The 25316-nt window shown below is 43.0% G+C and carries 22 protein-coding genes; 9 read left to right on the plus strand and 13 right to left on the minus strand.

The features are described 5' to 3' along the window. Positions 1–80: 80 nt before the first annotated feature. The 3 genes from M3180_RS06655 to leuC all read right to left on the minus strand — a co-directional run bounded on the left by M3180_RS06655 (position 81) and on the right by leuC (position 4320). Complete coding sequence (locus M3180_RS06655) at positions 81–2165, minus strand: S-layer homology domain-containing protein (RefSeq protein ID WP_251666528.1); 2085 nt, start codon at positions 2163–2165, stop codon at positions 81–83. A gap of 105 nt (positions 2166–2270) precedes the next feature. Beyond that, a complete protein-coding gene (gene leuD / locus M3180_RS06660; protein WP_251666529.1) occupies positions 2271–2876 on the minus strand; it encodes a 3-isopropylmalate dehydratase small subunit in 606 nt (201 codons plus the stop codon). Between the two features lie 28 nt (positions 2877–2904). Beyond that, entirely contained in the window at positions 2905–4320 is a 1416-nt protein-coding gene (leuC, locus tag M3180_RS06665) for a 3-isopropylmalate dehydratase large subunit (RefSeq protein WP_251666530.1), read from the minus strand. A gap of 219 nt (positions 4321–4539) precedes the next feature. On the opposite strand from leuC, the gene M3180_RS06670 reads away from it, so the two are divergent. Then, positions 4540–5436: a LysR family transcriptional regulator gene (locus M3180_RS06670; RefSeq protein ID WP_251666531.1), complete on the plus strand. Its 897-nt coding sequence runs from the start codon at positions 4540–4542 to the stop codon at positions 5434–5436. 72 nt (positions 5437–5508) lie between these two features. Here M3180_RS06670 and M3180_RS06675 read toward each other — a convergent pair whose 3' ends face one another. Continuing rightward, complete coding sequence (locus tag M3180_RS06675; protein ID WP_251666532.1) at positions 5509–6318, minus strand: carbon-nitrogen family hydrolase; 810 nt, start codon at positions 6316–6318, stop codon at positions 5509–5511. 150 nt (positions 6319–6468) lie between these two features. On the opposite strand from M3180_RS06675, the gene M3180_RS06680 reads away from it, so the two are divergent. The 3 genes from M3180_RS06680 to proB all read left to right on the plus strand — a co-directional run bounded on the left by M3180_RS06680 (position 6469) and on the right by proB (position 9728). Further along, positions 6469–6996: a hypothetical protein gene (locus tag M3180_RS06680; RefSeq protein WP_251666533.1), complete on the plus strand. Its 528-nt coding sequence runs from the start codon at positions 6469–6471 to the stop codon at positions 6994–6996. Positions 6997–7118: 122 nt separating this feature from the next. Then, positions 7119–8309 (plus strand): pyridoxal phosphate-dependent aminotransferase, encoded by a 1191-nt coding sequence (locus tag M3180_RS06685; protein ID WP_251666534.1) that lies wholly within the window; start codon positions 7119–7121, stop codon positions 8307–8309. A 315-nt stretch (positions 8310–8624) separates the two neighbouring features. Continuing rightward, a complete protein-coding gene (gene proB / locus M3180_RS06690) occupies positions 8625–9728 on the plus strand; it encodes a glutamate 5-kinase (RefSeq protein ID WP_251666779.1) in 1104 nt (367 codons plus the stop codon). A 211-nt stretch (positions 9729–9939) separates the two neighbouring features. On the opposite strand, the gene M3180_RS06695 is transcribed toward proB, so the two are convergent. Then, positions 9940–10077, minus strand: a complete 138-nt coding sequence (locus M3180_RS06695; protein ID WP_251666535.1) for a hypothetical protein — start codon at positions 10075–10077, stop codon at positions 9940–9942. Between the two features lie 75 nt (positions 10078–10152). Between M3180_RS06695 and M3180_RS06700 the strand changes: the two genes are divergently transcribed. Genes M3180_RS06700 through mtnB form a run of 5 tightly spaced genes read left to right on the plus strand, consistent with a single transcriptional unit; the run spans position 10153 to position 14865 of the window. Beyond that, positions 10153–11403 carry a glutamate-5-semialdehyde dehydrogenase gene (locus M3180_RS06700; protein WP_251666536.1) on the plus strand — a complete coding sequence of 417 codons (1251 nt, stop codon included), beginning with the start codon at positions 10153–10155 and terminating at the stop codon, positions 11401–11403. Positions 11404–11455: 52 nt separating this feature from the next. Beyond that, on the plus strand, positions 11456–12322 hold the full coding sequence (gene proC, locus M3180_RS06705) for a pyrroline-5-carboxylate reductase (RefSeq protein WP_251666537.1): 867 nt from the start codon (positions 11456–11458) through the stop codon (positions 12320–12322). A 1-nt stretch (position 12323) separates the two neighbouring features. Next, a complete protein-coding gene (locus M3180_RS06710) occupies positions 12324–13544 on the plus strand; it encodes a 2,3-diketo-5-methylthiopentyl-1-phosphate enolase (protein ID WP_251666538.1) in 1221 nt (406 codons plus the stop codon). Beyond that, positions 13541–14200: a 2-hydroxy-3-keto-5-methylthiopentenyl-1-phosphate phosphatase gene (locus M3180_RS06715; protein WP_251666539.1), complete on the plus strand. Its 660-nt coding sequence runs from the start codon at positions 13541–13543 to the stop codon at positions 14198–14200. The genes M3180_RS06710 and M3180_RS06715 overlap by 4 nt, the downstream gene beginning before the upstream one ends. 5 nt (positions 14201–14205) lie before the next feature. Then, positions 14206–14865, plus strand: coding sequence for a methylthioribulose 1-phosphate dehydratase (mtnB, locus tag M3180_RS06720; protein WP_251666540.1), 660 nt, complete (start codon positions 14206–14208; stop codon positions 14863–14865). A 151-nt stretch (positions 14866–15016) separates the two neighbouring features. Here the strand turns inward: mtnB and M3180_RS06725 are convergent, their stop codons facing one another. From M3180_RS06725 to M3180_RS06760, 8 genes are all read right to left on the minus strand, one after another. Further along, the gene (locus M3180_RS06725; protein WP_251666541.1) at positions 15017–15670 is read right to left on the minus strand and encodes a PepSY domain-containing protein; all 654 of its coding nucleotides are present in this window, start codon (positions 15668–15670) and stop codon (positions 15017–15019) included. Positions 15671–15781: 111 nt separating this feature from the next. Further along, complete coding sequence (locus M3180_RS06730; RefSeq protein WP_251666542.1) at positions 15782–16552, minus strand: PepSY domain-containing protein; 771 nt, start codon at positions 16550–16552, stop codon at positions 15782–15784. 53 nt (positions 16553–16605) lie between these two features. Next, positions 16606–17991 (minus strand): HAMP domain-containing sensor histidine kinase, encoded by a 1386-nt coding sequence (locus M3180_RS06735; RefSeq protein WP_251666543.1) that lies wholly within the window; start codon positions 17989–17991, stop codon positions 16606–16608. After that, positions 17988–18689: a response regulator transcription factor gene (locus M3180_RS06740; RefSeq protein WP_251666544.1), complete on the minus strand. Its 702-nt coding sequence runs from the start codon at positions 18687–18689 to the stop codon at positions 17988–17990. Before M3180_RS06740 ends, M3180_RS06735 begins: the two co-directional genes overlap by 4 nt. Before the next feature lie 200 nt (positions 18690–18889). Next, positions 18890–21919 carry a beta-galactosidase, LacZ type gene (gene lacZ / locus M3180_RS06745; RefSeq protein ID WP_251666545.1) on the minus strand — a complete coding sequence of 1010 codons (3030 nt, stop codon included), beginning with the start codon at positions 21917–21919 and terminating at the stop codon, positions 18890–18892. Positions 21920–22014: 95 nt separating this feature from the next. Next, positions 22015–22839, minus strand: a complete 825-nt coding sequence (locus M3180_RS06750; protein WP_251666546.1) for a carbohydrate ABC transporter permease — start codon at positions 22837–22839, stop codon at positions 22015–22017. Further along, the gene (locus tag M3180_RS06755) at positions 22836–23744 is read right to left on the minus strand and encodes a carbohydrate ABC transporter permease (RefSeq protein WP_251666547.1); all 909 of its coding nucleotides are present in this window, start codon (positions 23742–23744) and stop codon (positions 22836–22838) included. Before M3180_RS06755 ends, M3180_RS06750 begins: the two co-directional genes overlap by 4 nt. A 99-nt stretch (positions 23745–23843) precedes the next feature. Continuing rightward, positions 23844–25154, minus strand: coding sequence for an ABC transporter substrate-binding protein (locus M3180_RS06760; protein ID WP_251666548.1), 1311 nt, complete (start codon positions 25152–25154; stop codon positions 23844–23846). Between the last annotated feature and the right edge of the window lie 162 nt (positions 25155–25316).

Below are 25316 nucleotides of genomic sequence, written 5' to 3' on the forward strand. Positions count from 1 at the left end.
TTAATATCTAAAATTGCGATCATTCGTATGATCATAAAAAATAGAGTGCTCGGCAAATGCCTAGCACTCTATTACGTTCATTATTGATAGATAACAATCGTTTGGATGCCTAGTACGTTTACGAGATAGACTCCTTTTTCATTTAACTGGTAACGATGTGTGAACGAGCCATCGCCGTTAAAGGATTCCATATCGGAATAAGCATTGCTTATACCTTCAACAGATATAGTAGGATTATGCATATCTCGACCAGTTACATTTAGAGAACCGTCTGTCGTTACAATGACATCAGGCACAACATCCATTCCATTCAATGCAACAAAGGACAGGCTTGAATCTGAGAACACTGTATTGTCGTCTACAAAGCTTTGCAGCTCAGCAGCTTGTTCTTTATTCATACTGCCGAATAGTCCCTTGTGGTAATAGGAGTCTGGATAATACAAGGATGCAAAGTCCTCAGCAAAGTTTTCTCCAACACGATTAGACCAGTCATTGGTAGCAGGCACATAATTAGAACGGTCACGAATAGCAAGATATTGCGAGTGATCGCCGAATTTGTGATCCCAGTTATGACCGAATTCATGTAGGAACGTGCCAATACCACCATTTACAACGTATGCACGATGTGTACCGCTTGCTAAGCCCGCATAATGATTGACCGTTACACCATCGTCCTCTGTAATTGTGAACGGCAATGAGAATACCTTTAACCCTTTCAACGCTTCAACTGGCAGGTCAGACATCGTTGCGATCGTCTGCTGAAGCTTTGTATCCTGCTCAATTAGGTCGCTATAATTATAGTCCTGAACGGTGTAGATCGAGCGGTGATATGGACTATTCAAGCTGGTGTCACTACTTTTATTCATTGCTGGATATTCATATGCCTTAGGCTCGTAAAGATGCATATATCTCGCTTCAAGAGCACGGCTAATTACATCCAGCTTTCCAGTTGTGAATGTGCTGTAGTAGGTAATGTCGCGAATCTCTTTTCCTTCGCTTAATACGGACTTGTACTCCTTCATCAGCTCGTTCAATTCTTCACGAATCTTCTGCTCACTTACCTTTTTCTTACCTTGCTGCACCAGGCTCATATAATCCTCATCCTGCTTCGTCCAATTCCAGTATGGAAGCTTACCATGAACAGAAGCAACAGCAACTTGAGGCGCATCCTTAACTATCGTCGCATTTGTAATCGTTGGTGCCTCTACTGCGATAAGAAAATCATTAGGATAGAAAGTTAGCTTCTGCTCCAGTGCCTGCAATACCTCGTGTGCTTTAATATAGGGTTGTCCGTTCACAAAAATAACAGGCTCATTAACCTTAGCTGACGTATCCCCTATCCAGATCGTATCAGATCCGTCCTCGAGCTGAATCGTAGCACCTGCAACACTTGTCAATGTAAAGGAACGGCTTGTCAGCTCTTGTACAGCATAACCAAGACGTTCGAACAGCTCAATTGGAGCATACCAGCCGCTGCGTAGAACTAATGGTTGATCCAGACGAATGTACTGACCATTTAGTCTTAGATCATAGATTGTCCCTTCTGCATCGATGCCTTTATCTTCGAGTTTAAATGCCTCATTCATCGCACGACTCATAAACACGGCAAATTCTGCACGTGTTACGTTAGCATCTGGGCGGAATGTACCGTCAGAATATCCGCTTGAAATTCCGTTGCTAGCTAGTATTTGTATTTCCTTAAACGCTTTGTCTTCTCGCGTCACATCCTTGAATGTGCTTGCCTTGATCGAGTTTAGCTCAAAGGTTTTAACAAGGATCTGAGCCATTTCACCACGTGTTAATGGTTTATTCGGTTCGTACTTTCCTTCTGGCTTGAAAATGTCTAATTCGACTAACGTAACCATATCGTTATAAGCCCAGTGTGACTCTGACAAGTCTGGATATCCTGGATTTTCTTGTCCGGTAGCATTCCAACCAAAGTAACGCATAATCATCGTTGCAGCTTCTGCACGTGAGATTGACTTATCGTCACAGAACATATCTGTTGAACAGCCTTTAATGATCTCGCGATCAACTAAAAAATTAATTTGTTCCTTTGCCCAATGCTTGCTGGAAATATCCTTAAATGACTTAGCTTGTACCGACTGGGCACCCAGTAGCAACGTTAATGCAACCGTTGAAGCAATAATGGCTGACTTTTTCACAATGATGCACCCCATTCTATTGTTAGTATATGAATTATGTAATAAATGGTATTAAACAAAAATAGCTAGCAAGCGAGCCTAATACTCACTTGCTAGCTAAGTTTACTAGCTGTTAACGACTAGCTGCGCACGTTTTTCCTCATATGCTGAAATCAAGTCTTCATGCTTAAGCGTTAGACCGATATCATCAAGTCCTTGAAGTAAGAATTGACGGCGATGCTCATCTAGATCGAAGGAAATATTTAAGCCGTGTTCATCTGTGATCGTTTTGCTTTCAAGATCAACATTAAGCTTATATCCTTCATGCTTAGCCGTACGCTGGAATAGCTCTTCAACCTGCTCTTCAGTAAGCTTAATTGGCAGAATACCGTTTTTGAAGCAGTTGTTGTAGAAGATATCCGCATAAGACGGTGCAATGACAACTTTAAATCCGTAATCAAGAATTGCCCAAGGCGCATGCTCACGAGATGAGCCACAGCCAAAGTTTGCGCGTGAAATTAGAACTGATGCCCCTTGGTAACGCGGTTTATTCGGTTCGAAGTCAGGGTTTACATTCCCTTCCTCGTCAAAACGCCATTCGTAGAACAAAAATTGACCGAAACCGCTACGCTCGATGCGCTTAAGAAATTGTTTTGGAATGATTGCGTCCGTATCCACGTTTACACGGTCTACTGGAGCGACAATGCCTGTATGTTTAATAAATGCTTCCATTCTCGTTACCCCTCTCTTATATGAGCTATTAGTTAGCTACTGGCTCTTTAATATCCCATTTGCGAACATCATAGAAATGACCTTTAATCGCTGCAGCTGCTGCCATTGCTGGAGATACAAGGTGCGTACGTCCACCACGACCTTGACGACCTTCAAAGTTACGGTTAGATGTCGATGCACAACGTTGACCTGGCTTAAGCACGTCTGGGTTCATCGCAAGACACATAGAGCACCCTGCATCGCGCCATTCAAATCCAGCTTCCTTAAAGATAACGTCCAAGCCTTCTTTTTCTGCTTGCAGCTTAACGCGTCCAGATCCTGGAACGACAATAGCTGTAACTTTTTCAGACACTTTATAGCCACGAGCGATTTCTGCTGCTGCACGAAGGTCTTCAATACGACCATTCGTACAAGAACCGATAAATACATAGTCGATTGCAATATCAGTCATTGGAGTGCCTGGTGTAAGGTCCATATATTCAAGCGCTTTTTCAGCTGCTTTACGTTCGTTTTCAGTTGCCATCTCAGCTGGGTTAGGAACAACCGCTTCAATGTTTGTACCCATACCCGGGCTTGTTCCCCAAGTTACTTGAGGGATTAGAGAGTCTACATCGAACTCTACAACCGTATCATACGTTGCGCCCTCATCTGTTTTAAGCTCAGACCATACTTTTACTGCTTCATCGTAATTCGTAGGCGCATATTGACGACCACGTAGGTATTCAAAAGTTGTTTCGTCTGGAGCAATCATACCAGCACGAGCACCAGCTTCAATAGACATGTTGCAGACAGTCATGCGCTCTTCCATGGAAAGTTCACGGATTGCTTCGCCTGTATATTCAACAACATAGCCTGTTGCAAAGTCCGTACCATATTGAGCAATAACACCAAGGATCAAGTCCTTCGCCGTAACGCCTGGTTTGCGTTTACCTACGAAACGAACTTCCATTGTTTTAGGCTTTGCTTGCTGCAAGCACTGAGTTGCAAGCACGTGCTCAACCTCAGAAGTACCGATACCAAATGCCAAAGCACCGAATGCACCATGTGTAGAAGTATGAGAGTCACCACATACGATTGTTTTACCAGGTGCTGTTAGACCAAGCTCTGGTCCCATAACGTGCACGACACCTTGATCAAGTGTGTTAAGATCGTACAATGTAACACCAAAATCTTTACAGTTTTGAGTTAGTGTATCGATCTGTTGCTTAGAGATAGGATCTGTAATGTTAAAACGGTCAAACGTTGGAACGTTGTGGTCCATCGTAGCGAAAGTCAAATCCGGACGACGAACTTTACGACCTGACAAGCGAAGTCCTTCAAAAGCTTGTGGAGAAGTAACCTCATGTACTAGGTGAAGATCAATATACAAAATGCTAGGTTTACCTTCTTCTGACTGAATGACGTGATTATCCCAAATTTTTTCGAACATAGTTTTTTTCGCCATCATACTCACCTCTATCGTTTCTAGCATTGCACCGCAACGCGTTCTTTAATTAACGTAATCATAACATGTCTTTTTTCATAATTCTAAGATATAATAACTATAGAGACTATAGGTAAAACCTATTAAGATTCTATTGTTTATTGATTTTGATAATCCTTCTCAATTAGCTATTGTAAACATGCATACATTTAATATTTTCGCTGAAAGGAATACTAGTTTATGGAATTACGCCAACTAAGCTATGTTATACAAATTGCAAAAGAAAAAAACTTTTCCCGTGCTGCTGAAAAGCTTCATATCGCACAGCCCTCTCTCAGCCAACAGCTCTCGAAGCTGGAGCAGGAGCTCAATGTTATGCTGTTCCGAAGAACGACTAATAGTGTAGAGCCGACCGAAGCTGGAGAGGTGTTTGTTGAGAAGGCTCAGCATATATTGGATGCTGTTGAGCAGCTGCGTCAGGAAATGGATGATATGGCACAAATGCGTAAAGGTAAGCTTGTCGTAGGTACATTACCCATTACAGGTGCTCATATATTGCCGCTCGTGCTCCCTCGTTTCGGCGAACAGTATCCTCAGATCGAAGTTGTGCTTGTCGAGGATACAACATCGAAGCTAGAGCAGCTTACTGCTAGTGGCGGTACCGATGTCAGCTTGCTTACATTGCCGCTAATTGATGCGAATTTGAGCTGTGAGCCTTATATGGAGGAAGAAATTTGTGTAGCTGTGCCAAAAAATCATCGTTTAGCTAATGTAACAGAGCCGATTGAGCTTAGTGAGCTGAAGAATGAACCTTTTATTGCATTAAAGCGAGGACAAGGCTTTCGTCAAATAACAGTAGATTTATGTGCGGAAGCTGGATTTATCCCTAATATCGTATTTGAAAGTACAAATATTGAAACTGTGCAAGCGCTAGTCGCAGCAGAAATGGGAATAGCCTTTGTGCCTAATATGCTTATTAAAACAACAAGCAGTGATTATAGTCCCTTCTATCTTCGTTTGAAAAGTCATCCAACCCGCACGCTCGTTATCGCTAGAGGGAAAGGTCGATATCTCTCGAAAGCAGCACAGGCTTTTATCGAAACATTAAAAGAAACGATTCAAGAACATACTCATTAAAAAAGCGAAGCTGCCCTTGCTGGCAGCTTCGCTTTTTATTATTCCCTATCTATCTTCTATCGAGCACTACTTCTATTCAATCACTCGATTGTAGAATTGTGGCCTACGATCCTCAAATATTGGAATGGTTGCTCGTACTTTCTCAACAATCGATAGGTCAATTTCTCCAGTTAATATCGTATCCTCATCCTGTGCTTCAGCAACGATCTCGCCCCACGGATCTATAACGATAGAATGACCAAAAAATTCTGAATCCCCACTCTTGCCCATTCGGTTGCAAGCTACGACATACATCTGATTCTCAATCGCTCTTGCCATAAGCAGTGTGCGCCAATGATGCAGCCTTGGATTCGGCCATTGCGCAGGAACGAAGAGCACCTTAGCACCCTGCAGTGCTAACGAACGTGCTAGCTCTGGGAAGCGAATATCATAGCAGATCATCATCGCAGCTTGAACTCCGTCTATTTCCAGCTGTCCGAGTTTATCACCGGCTTGCAAATATTTCTCTTCTTCCATCAGACGGAACAGATGCAGCTTGGAGTAATCATTGATGAGCTTACCTTCACGATTAAAAGCAAAGATTGTGTTATATACTCCATTATCTTTTTTCTGAGCGATTGAACCGCCAATAATGTTAACATGATGGCGCTTTGCGAATTCTGAAAGCATCGCGACCGTTTGTTTCCCCTCCGGATCAGCTAATGTGTCAATTTCCGTTAACGCATAGCCCGTATTCCACATTTCAGGAAACAGTATGACATCAGGTTTTTCTGAACCATTAACTGCTTCATTGAGCTTTCCTTTTAGCACTTCTATATTATGTGCAACATCGCCAGCTTTTACATTCATTTGGATGATGGCAAATTTCAACTTTTGTGTCATGTGACGAATGCCTCCTATACTTTGGTACATTTCCCTAATCATACATCGTCATGACGACATGTCAAGATGGGCAAGCTAATGCACGTCAGGTTGATTTGAGCAGTTACTCATCTTGCATGACATACATTTCATATTGAAGGAGTGGTAGTAATGAAACGGTCTATTACAGCATTGCTCATTCTGATGTCCTTCGTCATGATTGCGCCTGTAGCTTCACTAACAGCGTCAGCTCACGAGCCGCAGCAAGTATATGAAGACTACAATTGGGTAAGCATCCCTGCACAATTTATGATGGGCGAGTCGCAATCACAGGCACAACCAGTCAATAACAACATCCAAGTGTTTGATGTTGCGAAGGGAAAGGTTGTCCATGCGGTAGCCAATAATGAACAGTTTCAAAAAACTGCAGAGCAATGGTTAGGGCAAATCACAAGCTTAGCCCCTGAGATTCAACCAGATATGAAGGCGACTTATATCGTTCGTGTTCCGGTCGATCCGGCAAAACCATTGAAAGTTGGACAGGTCACTCTAACGGTGAAGGAAATTTTTCTGTTTTATTATGCGGATCCGAACAAAGAACCGCTGCTGCTTATGTTTGATGACAATAAAAAACCGTATTTCTTCCACATTCATGAAGATATCACACCGTTCATTAAAAGCTTGAATATTCCTAGCTAGCCTGTTGGATTGGCATGTAATAGTTGTATAAAGCTCTTCATTTCTCCAACCATTCATGCTACATTAGTTCTATTGGTTAAGTTTAAGACTTGGAATTTTGAAGCGTGGATGGTGGAGATCATATGACAACAGAGCAACAAATTCATATTGAGCCAGCAGCTCGTATGACCGGGCTGCCAACTCAGTTTTTTTCTACTCTCGTTGCTAAGGCTAATAAGCAAATTGCAATGGGGAAAGATATTATTAATCTTGGACAGGGCAATCCTGACCAGCCTACTCCCTCTCATATCGTTGAGGCGCTGCAACAGGCAGCGGCTAACCCTTTATATCATAAATACCCTCCGTTTAGCGGTTATTCGTTCCTAAAAGAAGCGATTGCTAAACGCTATCTTGAGGATTATGGTGTTGAGCTTGATCCAGCTACCGAGGTTGCTATTTTATTTGGCGGTAAAACTGGACTAGTCGAAATAAGCCAGTGCTTCTTAAATCCTGGGGATATTTGTCTCGTCCCTGACCCGGGTTATCCTGACTACTGGTCTGGTGTTGCACTTGCAGGCGGTAAGATGGAATTTATGCCGCTGCTAGCTCAGCATCAATACTTACCTGATTTTAAGGCCATCGCACCCGATGTTGCCGACCGAGCGAAGCTAATGTTCCTTAATTACCCGAACAATCCGACTGGCGCAACAGCAAGTACTGCCTTCTATGATGAAGCCATTGCTTTTGCACGCAAGCATAATATTATTGTAACGAGCGATTTTGCTTACGGAACGATTGGCTTCGACGGCAAAAAGCCGACAAGCTTTCTTCAATCGGCTGGTGCCAAAGATGTCGGTATAGAGGTCTACACCTTGTCTAAGAGCTATAATATGGCTGGCTGGCGCGTAGGTTTTGCGCTTGGTAATGCCAAGATTGTAGAGCAGATTAATCTTATCCAAGATCACTATTATTGCTCACTGTTCGGTGGCATTCAAGAAGCTGCGACCGTTGCATTAACGAGCTCACAGCAATGTGTGGATGAGTTAACGGCTACCTACGAACGTCGTCGCAATGCATTGTTCCAAGCATTGCATGAGATCGGCTGGAAGGCAGAAATGCCTAGCGGCTCATTCTTCTGCTGGCTTCCAGTTCCAGATGGCATGACTTCATCTCAGTTTGCTGACATCGTGCTTGAGCAAGCAGGCGTCGTCGTCGCACCAGGCAATGGCTTCGGTACTTCTGGTGAAGGCTATGTGAGATTAGGTCTGCTTACGAATGAAGCAAGATTACAGGAAGCAATCTACCGTATCGGCAAGCTTTCCTTATTCAAATAGGCTGTGTCATTTCTTTACAGAGCAAGCCGATTCATGCTATTCTTAATACAATCAAATGATGAAACGTGTTGAAGGGACCAGTAAGAAGAAACGCTTTGTGCAGAGAGTAAATTCCACCGGCTGTAAGAATTTATCTAAGCCTCTTCTGAAACCTATCTCTAAGCGGCCGAGTAGATCGGACAGCGCCTCTGTTATCAGGCATTGAGCTGGGCACAACTGTGTCAACAAAGGTGGTACCGCGGGAGTTAACGACTTTCGTCCTTTATATAGGGACGAAGGTCTTTTTTATTATTTATCATAGGATACTAGGTGAGTATAATGGAACGTATTGTAGTTAAAATCGGCAGCAGCTCATTAACTTCTGCTGAAGGCGGTTTACATAAACCTAATATTGAATTTTTCGCATCAGAGCTTGCTCAGCTGCATCAGCAAGGCAAGCAAGTTATGCTCGTTACGTCAGGTGCCGTTGCAGCTGGCTTTCGTGAGATTGGGTATGAGAGTAGACCGAAGCTCGTACACCAAAAGCAAGCTGCTGCTGCTGTCGGTCAAGCATTGCTTATGCAGGCCTACCAGGAATGCTTTGCCCAATACGGTATTGTTACGGCTCAAATTCTATTAACTAGGCACGACTTTTCTAATCGCACGCGCATTAATCACGCATTAATGACGATAGAAGAGCTGCTCTCTCAGCGTATTGTTCCAATTATTAATGAGAACGATACAGTATCAACAGCCGAAATTGTACTGAAGTTTGGTGACAATGATCACCTCTCCTCTCTTGTTGCTACAATGACGAGAGCTAGTAAGCTAGTGATCATAACGGACATGGATGGCTTATACACTGCTGATCCTAGAAAAAATCCGGATGCAACAAAAATCGAACGCGTTGAGCAAATCTCTAATGAACTGTTAGAGCTTGCTGGCGGCGCGGGCAGTGCTGTAGGCACAGGTGGAATGCGTTCGAAGATCGAAGCTGCACGTATTGCGATGCGTGGTGGTGTTCCAACCTTTATTGGTCGTGTGCAGCAGCAAGGAGACTTAGTTTCTGCTCTTAACGGCAATGGACGTGGAACGTATTTTGATACGGTACAGAACTCTTTACCTATGAAAAAGCAATGGCTTGGCTTCCACTCCACTCCTAGCGGAACCATCGTCATTGATCAAGGGGCCGTCCTTGCCATGCAAGAAAAACATAAAAGCTTGCTTCCAGCTGGCGTCATTAGCTGCAACGGTGAGTTCCATCCAGGCGACGTTGTTGAAGTAATGGATGTTGACGAACGGATAGTCGGGCGAGGTGTCGTGAACTATGCTAGCTGGCAGCTCCAAGCAGCAGCTGGTCTATCAACAGAGGAAGTCCAACGGCGTCTTGATGTGCAGAGGATTGAGGTAATTCATCGTGATGAATGGATAACCCTTTAGGGGAAGTTTAAAAGCTGGGCTTTGATTACGATGTATCTCGTTGCAGCGTAATCGACAGCGAATATGTAACGCTACCGAAGCCTTCTCTGCTCACGTACCAAGAACGTACGCTGCGCTGCTCGGCTTCTAGTATCGTCTCATCTTCTTGGTACTGAAAGCTCAACTTTTAAACTTTTATTGGAATTGGGGACATTTAAAAGTTGAACTTTGATTACGATGTAACTCGTTTCAGCGTAATCGACAGCAAATATGTAACGCTACCGAAGCCTTCTCTGCTCACGTACCAAGAACGTACGCTGCGCTGCTCGGCTTCTAGTATCGTCTCATCTTCTTGGTACTGAAAGCTCAACTTTTAAACTCTTATTTATCATTTATTAATAACCAAACTTTTAATATAGGTATTTATATCAAAGGAGGAATTGTAATGATTACTGAAGTGAAGCAAAAGGCGTTGCTGGCGAAGCAGGCGGCGGCGTTGACGAACAATGTATCGACGGAGCAAAAAAATGAAGCGCTACTTGCGATGGCTGATGCACTAATTGCTCATGCAGACCAAATTATAGCTGCTAACCAAATTGATCTAGATAATGGTCGCAGCAACGGAACAAGTGAATCCCTACTTGATCGGTTAGCCTTGAATAAGGAACGAATTGATGGCATTGCTGAAGGTCTGCGTCAGATTGTTGCATTAGATGATCCTGTAGGTGAAGAGCTTGCTCACTTTACTCGCCCTAACGGACTATCTATTACGCAGATTCGCGTACCGCTTGGTGTAATTGGCATGATCTATGAAGCGCGTCCAAATGTAACGGTAGATGCAACCGGACTTTGCTTGAAGACGGGGAATACGGTTGTTCTTAGAGGTGGTTCAGCTGCGCTAGAATCAAACAAAAAAATTGTTGAGATTATGCGTGATGCCCTAGCCTCTACAGCACTTCCAGCTGACGCCATCCAACTCATCGAGGATTCCGATCGTGCATCCGTTAACGAGATGCTAAAGGCTAATGGATTGCTTGATGTCGTCATCCCTCGTGGCGGCGCATCGCTTATTCGTACGGTCGTCGAGAATGCAACAGTTCCTGTGATTGAAACAGGCTCCGGTATTTGCCATACATTTATCGATGAAACAGCACAGCTAGAAATGGCAAAGCAAATTGCTTGGAATGCTAAAGTGCAGCGTCCTTCCGTTTGTAATGCAATGGAAACATTACTTGTGCATAAGCAATTTGCCGCACAGCACTTATCAGAGCTGCTCGCTCCACTTGCCGACTCACAGGTAGAGATCCGCGGTTGTTCCGAGACAAAGGCTCTATATCCAGCAGCTGCTACTGCAACAGATGAAGATTATGCGACGGAATACAATGATTATATACTAAATGTTCGTGTTGTTGACGATGTACATGAGGCACTTGCCCATATTAGTAAATTCGGCACGATGCATTCCGAATGTATCGTCACCGAAAATGAGCAGCACGCTGCTCTATTTCTACAAAGCGTTGATGCAGCCGCAGTATATCATAACGCCTCCACTCGATTTACGGATGGCTTTGAGTTTGGCTTTGGCGCAGAGATCGGGATTAGTACACAAAAGCTGCACGCAAGAGGACCTATGGGACTGCCTGCATTAACGAGCAGTAAATATATGATTCGAGGCAATGGACAAATTCGTAAATAATATAACCTAAAGAACATCAATGAGAAGCAATAGACAAGGAGGAAACCTAACGATGAACCTTCATGAGGATTCTAGCAGCATAGCCAAACAGCGTTTATGCTTTTATGGTGCAGGTGCGATGGCAGAAGCCATAGTGAGAGGAATTTTGAATCAAGAGCTTGTTCCAAGCAAGCAAATTGCCATGATTAACCGTTCCAACAAGGAACGCCAGCAAGAGCTCCATATGCAATACGGTGTACAGACTGCCATGCAAGGCAAAACCAATGAGCAATATTTACAGGAAGCAGACATCGTATTTCTTGCAATGAAGCCTAAGGATGCCGTTGAGGCAATTCGCAGCCTTAAGCCATTGCTGCGTCCTTCTCAGCTTGTTGTCTCCGTCATTGCTGGACTCAGCATTCAAGGCATGCAGAAGCTGCTAGGTAACGAAATACCAATTGTGCGTACGATGCCGAATACGTCAAGCACAATCGGTCTTGGTGTGACTGGAATTAGCTACTCTAGCACAGTGACTGAGCAGCAGCGATTTATGACAGAAACCATCTTCGATTCTACTGGTATTTATGCGGTAATTGATGAATCGATGCAGGACTCAATAACGAGTATTACTGGTAGTGGACCAGCGTACATTTACTATATTATGGAAATTATGATGAAGGGTGCTCAGCAGGCCGGCTTCACAGAGGAGCAGGCCTCTCAGCTTGTAACGCAAACCGTGCTTGGTGCAGCTTCAATGGTTGAACAAACACAGGAGGCTCCTGCAGACCTTCGTCGCAAAGTATCATCTCCAAATGGAACGACACAAGCAGCGATTGAGGCGATGGCAGAAAACGGTCTTGAGCATGCGCTATTGTCTGGCATTAATCGCTGTGCAGAACGCGCAGCAGAAATCGGACGTGCGATTGAGGAGGATATCTAACATGAGTATGTGTATTGCAACGTATCGTGCTTTTGATGAAAAAGCTGATTTTGATAAAAAAGCATTATCTATTGCAGTCGGCTTGACCGTTGGCAGCTGGACTGAGCTGCCAGAAGCTCAAAAGGCTTCAATGGAGAAGCATCTTGGCAAGGTACTGTCGGTAACCGTTCATGAACCAAAAGATGCAGCGCGCTATGCAGATATCGTTATCGGTTACCCAGATATTAATTTTAGTCGTGACATCCCTGCCCTGCTCGTTACAATCTTTGGCAAGCTATCGATGGATGGCCGTATCAAGCTCATCGATATTGATGTCAGTGAGGATTTTGCTTCCGCTTTCCCTGGTCCGAAATTCGGCTTGCAGGGTGTTAGAGATTTAGTTGGTGTGCAAGATCGCCCGCTGCTGATGAGTATTTTCAAATCCGTTGTTGGCTATGATCTTAATGGTCTGCAGGAGCAGTTTTATCAACAGGCACTCGGTGGTGTAGATCTCATAAAGGATGATGAAATTCTGTTCGAAAACCCGCTTACTCCGATAGAGAAGCGAGTTGAGGTTTGTATGGAAGCAGCAAGAAAAGCTCAGGAGGTAACTGGACAAAAGCTCTTATATGCTGTAAATTTGACGGGGCCGACGAGCAAGCTAGCCGAGCAAGCGAAAAAAGCAATCGCAGCTGGAGCGAATGCTTTGCTTTTTAATACGTTATCCTATGGCTTTGACGTGCTGCATGAGCTAAGCAGCGATCCAGACATTAATGTTCCGATTGCTTCACATCCCGCACTAGCAGGCGCCATCTATCCTTCTGCATACTACGGTATGAGCCCTGCTGTGCTTTTAGGCAAGCTGAATCGCTTAGCTGGAGCTGATCTTGTTCTCTTCCCTTCACCGTATGGTTCTGTCGTTATGCCAAAAGAAGAAAACCTAGCCATCGATGCAGCATTGAAGCAGCCGCTGCATCACCTAAAGCAAAGCATGCCTGTCCCTTCTGCTGGTATTCATCCTGGTATTGTACCGCTTATTATGAAGGATTTTGGACATGACGTAGTCGTAAATGCAGGCGGAGGTATTCATGGTCATCCAATGGGTACTGCTGCAGGTGGACGAGCCTTCCATCAAGCCATTCAAGCCTGCCTTCAAGGCGTATCGCTCGAGGAAGCCGCTACAAAGCCGCAGCATGATGAGCTAGCTGCTGCAATTCAAGCATGGGAGATTAAGCAATCATGACAGCAAAGAAAAAAATCGTATTCTGTGACTTTGATGGAACGATTACGGTCAATGACAATATTGTTGCAATTATTAAGCATTTTCAGCCAGAAGGCTGGGAAGAGCTCGTAAATAAAACCATTTCCACAGAGATTTCGATTAAAGAAGGAGTCGGTTCCCTATTTCGCCTCCTTCCTACCTCGATGAAAGAGGAGGTCGTCCAATTCGGAATCTCAAACGCACGAATTCGTGAAGGCTTTGCAGAATTCGTTCAATTCTGTAAGGATAACGACATTGAATTTTATGTAACGAGCGGTGGCATTGATTTCTTTGTATACCCGATATTAGCACGATATGAGATCGCTGAGGATCATATCTATTGCAATAAAAGTGACTTTTCTGGAGAGCGTATCGAAATTCTATGGCCACATCCTTGTGATGAGCATTGCAGCAACGATTGCGGCATGTGCAAGCCAACGATCATGCGTAAATTCAGTGAGGAGCAATATGAACGGATCATTATCGGAGATAGCGTAACTGATTTCGAAGGGGCAAAGCTAGCAGATCAAGTATTTTCCCGTTCACATCTAACTGAAAAATGCCGAGAGCTTAGCATTGCTCATACGGAATTCGCTACCTTTTACGATATTATCGAGGCTATGAAGCAGAAAGGATAGAAGTTATGAATTTTAAAGATATTCCATTGCAGGACAAGCAGGAAGTGCTTATCAAGCTCCGTGAAATTAAGGATGCATTCGCTTCACGAAATTGGTTTCCTGGAACAGCAGGCAACCTGTCGATTAGAGTTGGTGATTACTCACCAGACCAATTTTATTTCGGCATAACAGCGAGCGGTAAAGACAAATATATCAATACACCGGAAGATTTTTTGTTCGTCGATCAGAATGCACAGCCGGTTGAAGCAACGAATCAACGTCCTTCTGCTGAAACATTAGTTCATTGCGAAATCTACCGTTTAACTGGAGCAGGAGCGATATTCCATATTCATTCTGTATTCAGTAACGTAATCTCTGAATATTTTTGGCATCGCCGCTCTGTACCGGTCGATGGTGTAGAGCTTATTAAAGGCTTGAATATATGGGAGGAAGAATATCAATTGGAAATTCCAATTGTAAACAACTTCGCTCATATTCCTTCAATTATTCCAGAGATAACAGAATCACTTGATCATAAGGTACCTGGTATCATTTTGCGTAAGCATGGTATTTATGCATGGGGCGCTAATGCATTTGAAGCTAAACGTCATCTAGAATCATTTGAATTTATATTCGAATATGTTTATCGATTAGAAATGCTGAAAAAAGGGCTTCCGTCCATATAATTAATAACTGTCATAGTAATGGCAACAAAATAGCCAGCTTACATGAGCGCTCTTCCCGCGATTATGCTAGGAAAGCCTCACTAAGCTGGCTTTAGTTTTCATTTATTAAATCTTAGCTTCTACTACAAGGAAGCTATTCACTCCGCACATCTTAGTCATCATAGCGATCATCATCATCGTCATCATCGTTGTCATCGTCATCGTCATCGTCATAACGATCATCGTCGTCATCATGATAATCAAGCTCTTTGGACAATACCTTACCACCATAAGCAGCGATTTCGATATCTGCTTCTAGCTCGCTATTAACAATTTCGATTTCGTACTTTAGAACGCCATCGTCTTTATCTAGCTCAACCTCTTCTACTTTTCCATCAACAATCTTAAGTGCGATAGCAATAGCTTGCTCCTTCGTAATACGCCCATCATTTGACTTCTTCGTTTGCTTCTCTACAGCTTTTACCGTTGAGGTTGTTGATTGATTTATCTTGCTGCTTTGATTTGCAGCTTTCTTTTGTTTTACATCATCATCATAATCTACTTTAACAATACTACCAGTTACAGCATCGACCTTTACTTCAACATCGTCCTTATCACCTGTTTTAATTTCCACCTCATAGACAGGTTTACCCTTTTCATTGTCTAGTTCAATTTCTTCTACCTTGCCCTCTTGAATAGAAAGAGCTGCTTCCTTTGCTTTTGTGGAACCAATGAATTGCCCTGATTGTGCAGCCATGACACCACCTGTAATACTTAGTGCTGCAACAGATGCAATCGAGATCATCCAAAACTTTTTCATCATCATTTATTCCTCCTCTTTATTTCATAATGTAAGAATAACGTTCGAATCTAAGAGAAACATAAGAGAAAGATTAGAATTTGATGAGATTGTGCTGAATATCTTTCAAAGTTTTCATTATTCGTCGTCGTCATCGTCATCGGTGCCATCATTATCCCAGCTAATTGACATTACCTTTCCTGAAACTGCATGAATTTGTACTACTGCATCTTGACCGTCAGTGGACTCGATTTTGATTAAATAATATCGCTGATCTCCCTTCGAATGAAGATCAATATCATCGATTTCTCCAGCTATCTGCTTTAGAGCAATCTCACTCGCCTTTTTCTCAGAGACGAGCGCTGTAGTAGTCGATGATGGTACAGGGGTAGAGCTATTAGCCGCCTTCTCATTTTGTTCAAGAGGAGCAACTTCACGGCTTGGAGCTTTGTTGGGCTTTGATGTGTTACTTGGGCTTGCAACAGAATTGGAATCTGTGTCCTTAGCTGTAGCTCCCGTATCAACTGATTCCGCTTGCTTTTCAGAACTGCTCGATGGTTTATCGTGATGCATGCCAGCATGCTTATTTTCTGAGAGAGCAGTATCTTCCTCAGAGACAATCGTTGAGCCCGTTAGACTTTCGAGCTTAGCAATACTTTCAATACCTCCACCGCGCTTAGGTACGGTTATTTCATAAGTACCTGCGGTTGTAGCTAACGTAACAAGATACTCATTCCCTTGCTGCTTAGCATCAATAACCTCTCCCGCATACTCTGTCTGCACGATCTTCAGCGCTTCCTCTTGTGTGAGACTTGGAGAAGTATTAACTGCTGCGTATACGATGGCCCCAGCTATGCAAAGTATCCCAAATGAACCTAGTATCAATAATCCCTTGTTTTTTCTTGTCATAGATTCGTCCCCTTTTTACTTTTTCACCTTAGTTTACAGGGGGTTTATTAATTTCACTGAGAAGACACTGCATGATTAAAAATAATCGTAGCCGTTGTGCCTAAACCCTCCACGCTATCTAACTGAATATCTACCTGTATCGCCTCAGCAATTTCCTTCGCTAACGATAAGCCAAGCCCTACACTAACTTTATCCTCTGTTGTTTGCCTCGTCCTAGTCTGATCAACACGATAAAATCGCTCAAATATTCGCTCGAGCTCATCCTTTGGAATACCGATACCATAATCTTTTACAGTAAGCGAATATACCTCTGTCTCATCTTGCTTTAATTCAATTTGTATCGTCGATTCACTGTATTTGCGTGCATTGTCTAGCAATATAATCAATAGCTGTGTTAGCTTTTCTGGATCAGTTTGTACGACCACAGCCTCTTGAGCTGTACTTGAAATAATCGTAATCTCTCGTTGATATGCCTTCCTATAATGCTGCGCTGTTTTCTCCGTTAGCTCGAGGAGGTCCACATCTTTCTTGACGATGTTCCATTGTCGACTTGGCTTTGCAAGCAGCAGCAGCTGTTCTGTCATCTCCTTCATTCGAATCGCCTCTGAATGTATGGCTTCAATGGATTCTTCAAGAATCTCAGGCTGCTGTTTAACTCTTCGCTTAATCAAGCTTGCATAGCTCTCAATGACTGTAATCGGTGTTTTAAGCTCATGAGAAGCATTAGATACAAACTGCTCCTGCCTCTTATAGTTCGATTCTAACAGCTCTATCATCTCATTGAAGGTTTCACCCATCTCATATAGCTCATCCTTTGATTGCTCCACTGATTGAAGCTTCACAAAGCTCCCGCTTCTTACGACCTCCTTCATCGTTCTAGTCATCGCTTTAATTGGCTTCATAATAAGCTCTCCGAGTAAACGACTAGAAAATATCGCAGGGATACATACACAGATCGCAACAACTACTAACACGAGACGAAGCAATCTCAGCATCGAAGTTAGCTCAGCGAGGTTCATCATAAGCTGAACATTCATGATCTGCCCGTTACTTGCGATATAAGGTACAGAAACGTAGCCATATTGTGAATCCTTGAACGAAACCTTCTCAATAATTAAGCTTGGAGAGAATGCAAAGGTATACTCATTCAGCTTAGCCTCTGAGGCCGATGTAACGATGATCGGGAGCTGATTCGGATCATCAATTAATGCGATTAATCCATTTACCGGTACGAAGGAGCGTAGTAATTCCTCTACAACGGCTTGATCACTTGCTTGCTTAAGCTCACTGGTCACATGAACTGCTTCAGCTCTTAGCTGCTGCAGCTCATTCTGCAGGGAGATATAACTAAATACAAAGTAAATCACGATGCTTGCTACACAATGTAGCACAATAAATAATACGGATGAGAACAAATATATTTTTTTACTTAGCTTCATGGCGTTTGCTCTCTTATGACGTATCCAATACCGCGAACGGTATGTATTAATGGCTTATCAAAGCTCGCATCTACTTTTTTGCGGACATAACGAATATACACATCAACGATATTTGTATCTCCTGCGAAGTCGTAGCCCCATACCTCAGTCAATATTTGCTCTCGATTCAAAACAATTTTTTCGTTACGCATTAAATATGCAAGTAAATCAAATTCCTTTTGCGTTAATTGAATAAGTTGCTCGCCGCGATATACCTCTCGCATCATTTCGTTTAAGCGTAAGTCCGCAACCTCAAACCATTGTTCAGTCTGAACTGGTACAGGGGTTGCTTTCGATGAAATACGAAGTGCTGCTCGTATACGTGCGAGTAGCTCTTCTATCTCGAACGGCTTAGTCATATAATCCGAGGCTCCAAGATCGAGACCAGACACTTTATCCTCGATCGAGCTTTTAGCAGTTAATAATATGACAGGCGTGTATTCATCAACCGTTCGTACTCTACGCAGCAGCTCTATACCGCTCATGCCAGGCATCATCACATCTAGAATGAGTAAATCAATGTCGCCCTCACGATAGAGCTCCAGTCCAGTTAACCCGTCACCTGCTACCTTAACGTGATAGCCTTCACTTTCTAGTTCAATTTGAAGTAACCTCGCAATTTTCCTCTCGTCTTCTACGACTAATATCGTATTACTCAAGCCGACACACTCCTTTATAACAACCATGGCTGTCAAGCCTAGCATTTAATATCATTTCATTCATCTCATCTATTAATCTGCTTACTTCCTTTCAATTATAGAACATTCATATTAACGAAATGTAAACTCGATGTGAAATTTTCACGCAAACAAAAAAATGCAAGCGGAGAGAGCTCAAACTCTCCACGCTTGCATCGTCATTACTTCGCTCTTGATATTGTAAATTCAAAGCTTAGCGTCTGCTCGCTAGCAATATGATATTCTGGATGAACCGGCGCACCCCAGCTATCGTCTCCGCCTACGCCCATCTGCTTGCCTGCAACAGTTACGACAGTATAGTGTACATTAGGCAGCTCATAATGATGCACAGCATTTTCTAGCTCGAATGCGGTATAAGGAGCGATGCGGCATTCAACTGGCGCTTCTGGAGAAGAATTGATAACAAGGCCTTGCTTCAGCTCATTCGTTATCGCCACTCTTCTTACGCCTGTACGGTTGCCGCTCTCCTGAGGGACAACATATCTAGCAACGTTATCCTGCGCTCGATTCTGGAACGTCATTAAGCGCGCACCGTGAACACGGTCGATATAGTTCTCCTCTGGTCCCATCGCATACCAATCAAGCAAATCATAGTTAGCTGGCACCTTGAAGGACAGTGCAAAAATTGGCAACGTCGGTAAGCCTTCCGCACCCGAGTAATCAGCTTTGACAGCGATATTTCCGCCCTCAGTTACAGTATAAGCTACTTTTACCTCTAGCTCAGAATGAATGCTGAATTTATACGTAAAGGTAACCGTCACGCTATATTCAGACTGTTCTAGCTCAAAGCCAACACATCTACGAGACAGGCTCGCTGCATACCAAAGTGCACGTTCGTAGCCCTGAGCATAGCCTTTATCGTTATCGGTAGTCGCTCTCCAGAACAGGACATGAGGCGGCTGTGCAATCATCTCACGACCGTCATAATTAACTGAAATTAAAGTACCTGCACCTTTACTGAACATAATGCTGAAATCACTGCCATGGACTCCAACGTTGACATCGCCTTCCGCCACGCGGAATGTACGCTGCTGCAATGGAGCTTCTTGCTTCGCTTCAATAAAGCGATGCTGGCCAAAGGCAACCTCATGACCGACTTCAGCCCATCGTGTTGCTTCTGCAAGCTGGACGGAAGCTGTTACTGTATATTCTCCAGCTGCTGACTGGTCAGCAGTCCAAGCTAGCTCATATTCGCGCTGCTCACCCGCAGGAACGTCTATCGTCAGCTGCTGCTGCTCCAGCACCTCACCATCCCTTGCAAGGGTAATCACCAGCTTGTAGTCGCCGGTGCCTATAAACAGATTATCATTACACACAAGTACTGTATTGCGGGATGGCGTAAGCTTTATATTCTGATAAAGAAACTTTACCTCTTGCATCTTTGGTGTGATTGTACGATCGGCATAGACGATTCCGTTGCCACAGAAATTGTTATCGTTAGAGCGATCGTCAAAGTCCCCGCCATACGCAAGAAACTCTTTACCATAGCGATCCTTCTTCACAATCATTTGGTCGATATAATCCCAGATGAATCCACCCTGATACATTGGATATTTATCCTCAAGCTCAATATATTTGTGCATACCGCCGAGCGAGTTACCCATTGCATGAATATATTCACAGCTAATATATGGCTTCTCAGGATTATTGTTTAAATATGCTTCAATATCTGCTGGCTTCGCGTACATACGAGATTCCATATCACTGCAGGCAGAGAAATTTCGATCATAGAACACACCCTCATAATGAACCAAACGCGTATGATCAGCTTTGCGGAAATAATTTGCAACATTCAATAGTACTTCTCCTACATACGATTCATTGCCGAGGGACCAGATTAGCACGGATGGATGGTTTTTGTCGCGCTCAAGCATCGAAATCGCGCGATCCATAACGATTGCTTCCCACTCCTTATCGTGAAGCGGAATGTTCCATGACGGATCTACTTTACCCATTTTTTGCCATGATCCATGTGTCTCAAGATTCATCTCGTCGATGAGGTAGATCCCGTACTCATCGCATAGCTCATACCATAGTGACTGATTCGGATAATGAGAGGTACGAACCGCATTTAGATTGTTTTGCTTAATCGTTTGAATATCCGATAGCATATCCTCTTTCGTAATAGCACGGCCACGGCGAGGGTTAAATTCATGACGATTAACCCCTTTGAAAATAATGCGCTTGCCATTAATATGCATGACCTTGTCGATGATCTCGAAGCGACGGAAGCCGATCTTCTCATGCAGGACCTCTACAATTTCACCATGCTCGTCACGAACGATAACGTACAAGCTGTACAAGTACGGTGACTCTGCACTCCAAGGCTGTACCACACCTGGCTCAACGCTAACTGTTGCTTGACCGGCAATATCCTGCTTGCTCTCAGCAACAAGCACTTGATCAGCAGTCTTCAGCAATAACTCAACCGAAGCGGCTGCGGCATTCATCAGCTTAATATCGACTGATAAATTACCGTTGCTGTATTGATCGTCTAGGCCAGCTTGAACGAATAGATCCTCGATATGAAGCTTAGGTGTTGCATATAAATATACGTCACGGAAGATACCTGAGAATCGCCAAAAATCTTGATCCTCTAGCCAGCTTCCTGTGCTGCGCTGATACACTTCAACAGCTAACTTGTTTTCCCCGTCAGTAAGATAAGGCGTCAACTCAAATTCCGATGGCGTAAAGCTGTCTTCGCTATAGCCGACAAACTTTCCATTCAGCCATACATAGAAAGCAGACTCTACACCTTGGAACGATATAAATAATGGGAGATTCTTCATATGCTGCGGTACGTTGAACGTTTTTACATAGCTACCTACAGGATTGTCTTCCATATTAACCTGAGGTGGTCTAAGCTCATGAATACCATCCCATGGATACATTGTATTGACATACTGTGGCTTACCGTAGCCCTGCATCTGAATATGGCCAGGAACCTCTATAAAATCCCAACTATCAACACTGAAACCCGTTTCATAAAAGGCAACAGAACGATCAGCTGGTTTGCTACTATAAGAGAATTTCCAAGCACCATTCAGTGAGTGACGAAGACGCATTTCCCCTCTTGTCTCTGCTTCAGCCAACGTCTCATAATAGCGATGATCAGAATGTGCTTCCACACGATTTACTGCGAACACTGCTGGATCTGCGAGCCAATCCAACGTAGGGATTACTGTAGTCATAATTAAACCTCCATTATGATGAATTAGGTGTCTTATACATTCATACTATAAAAGCCAAGCATTGTCTAGAGCATTCAATGCATGGCTTCATATTTTTATTTAACCGAACCTGTCATACCAGCTACAAAATGCTTCTGCATGAAGAAAAATACTAAGGCTGTCGGAATCGTTGATATAACGATAGCGGTCATAATCATTCCGTAATCCGGCGAATAGCTCGAGCCTAGCTGTGAGATAAGCATCGGTATCGTTTGATTCTCTGGCGATTGCAATACGATTAGCGGCCATAAGTAGTTGTTCCAGCTTGCCATAAACGTAATAATGCCCGCTGCTGCATAGGTTGTTTTCATTGTAGGAGCGTAGACTCGAATAAACAATCCAAGCTCACTTAAACCATCAATGCGGCCTGCCTCCAACAATTCCTTAGGAAACATTTTCGTGCTTTGCCGAAAGAAAAAGATTAAAAATGCAGTAACAACAGTTGGTAAAATTACACCTGACAGCGTATCAATACCGATCGCTGGTGCTACTGAACTTAATTTGGCAAACATCTGAAACAGTGGAATCATTATTGCTGCGAATGGAATCATCATCGATAGCAGCAATATCGAAAACACAACATCCTTCGCTTTTGAGCGATAAATCTCAAAGCCATAGCCTGCTAGCGACGCAATCACAAGTGAAAGCAACGTTGTTGTAATCGAAACCTTTGCCGAATTTAGCAAGGCTGTTCCAATATCGATACTAGAGAACAAATTTGATATATTATCAAAAAAATACGAACCTGGTATCAGCTTTCCCTTCGTTACATCTGCAGATGTATTCGTTGCGCTTATGAGCATCCATAAAAATGGGAATATAGAAATGAATGCTGCTAGAATTAAAAAGATATACGTTCCGGTCGTTTTCAGCTTATTCATTTCTTATCACCTGCCAATTTGAATTGCAAAAATGCGAGTATGATAATGATCACGACAATGGAGTAAGATACCGTTGCTGCGTATCCAAAATCAGACGTATACTTAAATGATAGGTTATAAATATAATGCGAAATCGACAGCGTTGCGTTACCTGGTCCACCCTGTGTAATGTTAACGACCTCATCGAATAGCTGTAGTGTACCAATTGTCGATGTAATAGACGTGAATAAAATGATTGGCTTCAATAATGGAATCGTAATACCAAAAAATTGACGCGTTGCGGACGCACCATCTATACGTGCAGCTTCATAGATGGATTGGTCGATATTTTGCAAGGCTGACAAGTAAAAAATCATATTGTAACCAGTCCAGCGCCAAGTAATCGCAATAATTATAGTAACTTTGGCCCAAAACGGGTCCGTGATCCATTCAATCGGAGTCTGAATCAATTGTATACTCATGAATAGCTTATTGATCATCCCGTCCGTTGCAAATAAATACTTAAAAATAACCGAATACGCAACGAGAGAGGTTACTGCAGGCAAAAATATAGCTGTTCGGAAAAAACCTCTGAACTTCAGTTGTCTGCTATTTAACAATACCGATAAAAACAGAGCGAGAATAATCATTACTGGAACTTGCACGATAAGATAAATAAATGTATTGGTTAACGCCGTTGTAAACGTTTTGTCTGAGAATAAACGCTTATAATTATCGATGCCTACGTAATCAAGATTCATTCCTGTTCCAGATTTGAAAGAAAGCAACAAAGCCTGAAGCATCGGATAAAAATAAAATATAACGATCATTATGACGGCTAGACTAATAAACAGCCAGCCGGTAAGGTTTGCCTTGGTTCGAATGCTTGAGCCTCTAATACTTGTACGCCTTACCTCAGTTTTCATGATAGCAAGCCCCTTTCTACGGCTATAAGACGAGGCTCCTTTCACCACTCTATGGCCAGTGGTTTGGTAGGAGCCCGCCTGTGTTACGTGATGCAGCGATTATCTAATTTGAGTTTCAGCCTGTGTTTGCGCATTGTTTAGAACGGTTTCAAGCTCTGTACCGTTCATAAAGTTTTGCATTTCCACAACTAGAATATCTTCGACCGCATACGTATGCATACCGTAATTTACGTTAGGAATTTGCTCTGTCCACGAAGCAAGATCTGCGATTGTTGTTTGTCCGTTAAAAAATTCATCAGGTGCTGTATACGCTTCGCCTTGAGCGGCTGCTTTAAGTGTACCGATTGCACCAATTTCAGTTACAAGCGTTTGATAGAAATCTACGTTTGAGCCAAATGTTTCTTTTAAGAAATCTGCCGCTGCTTCCTTGCCATCTACATTCATGACATACCATGAGCTGCCGCCAAGGTTAGATGCATGAACAGAGCTCGCAGTGTTCGCTAATGTTGGGAATGGAACGATCGCCCATTTGCCAGATTGCTCAGCTTCTGCTTTTACTGAGGCAGTGATCCAGTTACCTGTTGGAATTGATGCAACGTCACCGCTGTTGAATGCACCTACAAACTGACTCCAGTCAGAAATGACTTTTACGATATTTGCATCCATAATGTTTTTGTACGTATTAAACGCATCTTCAAGTGCAGCATTATTTGCAATAAATGGTGTTTTACCATCCTCCTGCAAGTACCATGCTCCTGCGGATTGAATCATCATTCGAATTAATCCAAGATCATTCGGGTCTTGCGTCAGCATATCTTTACCCGTTTTTTCTTTAATCGCTTTACCGATCTCAATGTACTCATCCCAAGTAACGTCTTGCAAGTCGTCTACCGTATAGCCTGCTTCCTGCAAGTAATCAGTACGAACATATAAGCCTGCAACGCCGGAGTCGAACGGTACTCCGTATTGCTTACCTTCAAAGCTAGTCGGACCGATTTTATAATCTGCAAAATCTGCAGCATTGATGAACTCATCTAGTGCAAAGAATGAATCTGGATACGCTTGTAGGAAGCTTTGTGCACGATAATCTTCAATCAGCACAATATTAGGCAACGTTTTTGTCGTACCAGAGTTCAATCCAGCATTAAGCTTCTGTATAATATCATCCTGCGCATTTTCGATAACATTAATCGTTACATCAGCATTTTTTTGTGCGTAAATGCCTTTTGCAGTTTCCATTGCAGCAATATTGAATGCCTTATCCCATGCCCATACCGTAATTTCTTGCTTCTTCCCTGTACTTCCGCCGTTTGTTCCTTCATTAGACGTATTAGTACTTTTGTCACTGTTACTGGAGCATGCAGTTAACAGCATGAAGCTTGCTAATAAAATCGTCAGTAACTTTTTCATTCCATTCAGCCCCTTTTTGTTTCTATAACGAATTGAAAAGATTTGAAAGCGTTTGCCGGCTAACAATTACATTATAGCAATGGTAAAATACGGCACGTTAGCAATATCTTTGTTTCAATTTGTCATTTTTATAGCTTCTCAAGCGGCTGATGCAGTAAGCAT

Source organism: Paenibacillus camelliae (genome assembly GCF_023715345.1).
In the GTDB taxonomy this organism is placed as follows: domain Bacteria; phylum Bacillota; class Bacilli; order Paenibacillales; family Paenibacillaceae; genus Pristimantibacillus; species Pristimantibacillus camelliae.

Coding starts and splice junctions, on each gene's coding strand:
- M3180_RS06680 (WP_251666533.1), top strand. CDS start 6,469: ATGAAACGGTCTATTACAGCATTGCTCATTCTGATGTCCTTCGTCATG.
- M3180_RS06750 (WP_251666546.1), bottom strand. CDS start 22,839: ATGAATAAGCTGAAAACGACCGGAACGTATATCTTTTTAATTCTAGCA.
- M3180_RS06725 (WP_251666541.1), bottom strand. CDS start 15,670: ATGATGATGAAAAAGTTTTGGATGATCTCGATTGCATCTGTTGCAGCA.
- M3180_RS06670 (WP_251666531.1), top strand. CDS start 4,540: ATGGAATTACGCCAACTAAGCTATGTTATACAAATTGCAAAAGAAAAA.
- M3180_RS06710 (WP_251666538.1), top strand. CDS start 12,324: ATGAGTATGTGTATTGCAACGTATCGTGCTTTTGATGAAAAAGCTGAT.
- proC (WP_251666537.1), top strand. CDS start 11,456: ATGAACCTTCATGAGGATTCTAGCAGCATAGCCAAACAGCGTTTATGC.
- M3180_RS06675 (WP_251666532.1), bottom strand. CDS start 6,318: ATGACACAAAAGTTGAAATTTGCCATCATCCAAATGAATGTAAAAGCT.
- leuC (WP_251666530.1), bottom strand. CDS start 4,320: ATGGCGAAAAAAACTATGTTCGAAAAAATTTGGGATAATCACGTCATT.
- M3180_RS06730 (WP_251666542.1), bottom strand. CDS start 16,552: ATGACAAGAAAAAACAAGGGATTATTGATACTAGGTTCATTTGGGATA.
- M3180_RS06735 (WP_251666543.1), bottom strand. CDS start 17,991: ATGAAGCTAAGTAAAAAAATATATTTGTTCTCATCCGTATTATTTATT.
- lacZ (WP_251666545.1), bottom strand. CDS start 21,919: ATGACTACAGTAATCCCTACGTTGGATTGGCTCGCAGATCCAGCAGTG.
- M3180_RS06685 (WP_251666534.1), top strand. CDS start 7,119: ATGACAACAGAGCAACAAATTCATATTGAGCCAGCAGCTCGTATGACC.
- M3180_RS06760 (WP_251666548.1), bottom strand. CDS start 25,154: ATGAAAAAGTTACTGACGATTTTATTAGCAAGCTTCATGCTGTTAACT.
- mtnB (WP_251666540.1), top strand. CDS start 14,206: ATGAATTTTAAAGATATTCCATTGCAGGACAAGCAGGAAGTGCTTATC.
- M3180_RS06755 (WP_251666547.1), bottom strand. CDS start 23,744: ATGAAAACTGAGGTAAGGCGTACAAGTATTAGAGGCTCAAGCATTCGA.
- M3180_RS06700 (WP_251666536.1), top strand. CDS start 10,153: ATGATTACTGAAGTGAAGCAAAAGGCGTTGCTGGCGAAGCAGGCGGCG.
- leuD (WP_251666529.1), bottom strand. CDS start 2,876: ATGGAAGCATTTATTAAACATACAGGCATTGTCGCTCCAGTAGACCGT.
- M3180_RS06715 (WP_251666539.1), top strand. CDS start 13,541: ATGACAGCAAAGAAAAAAATCGTATTCTGTGACTTTGATGGAACGATT.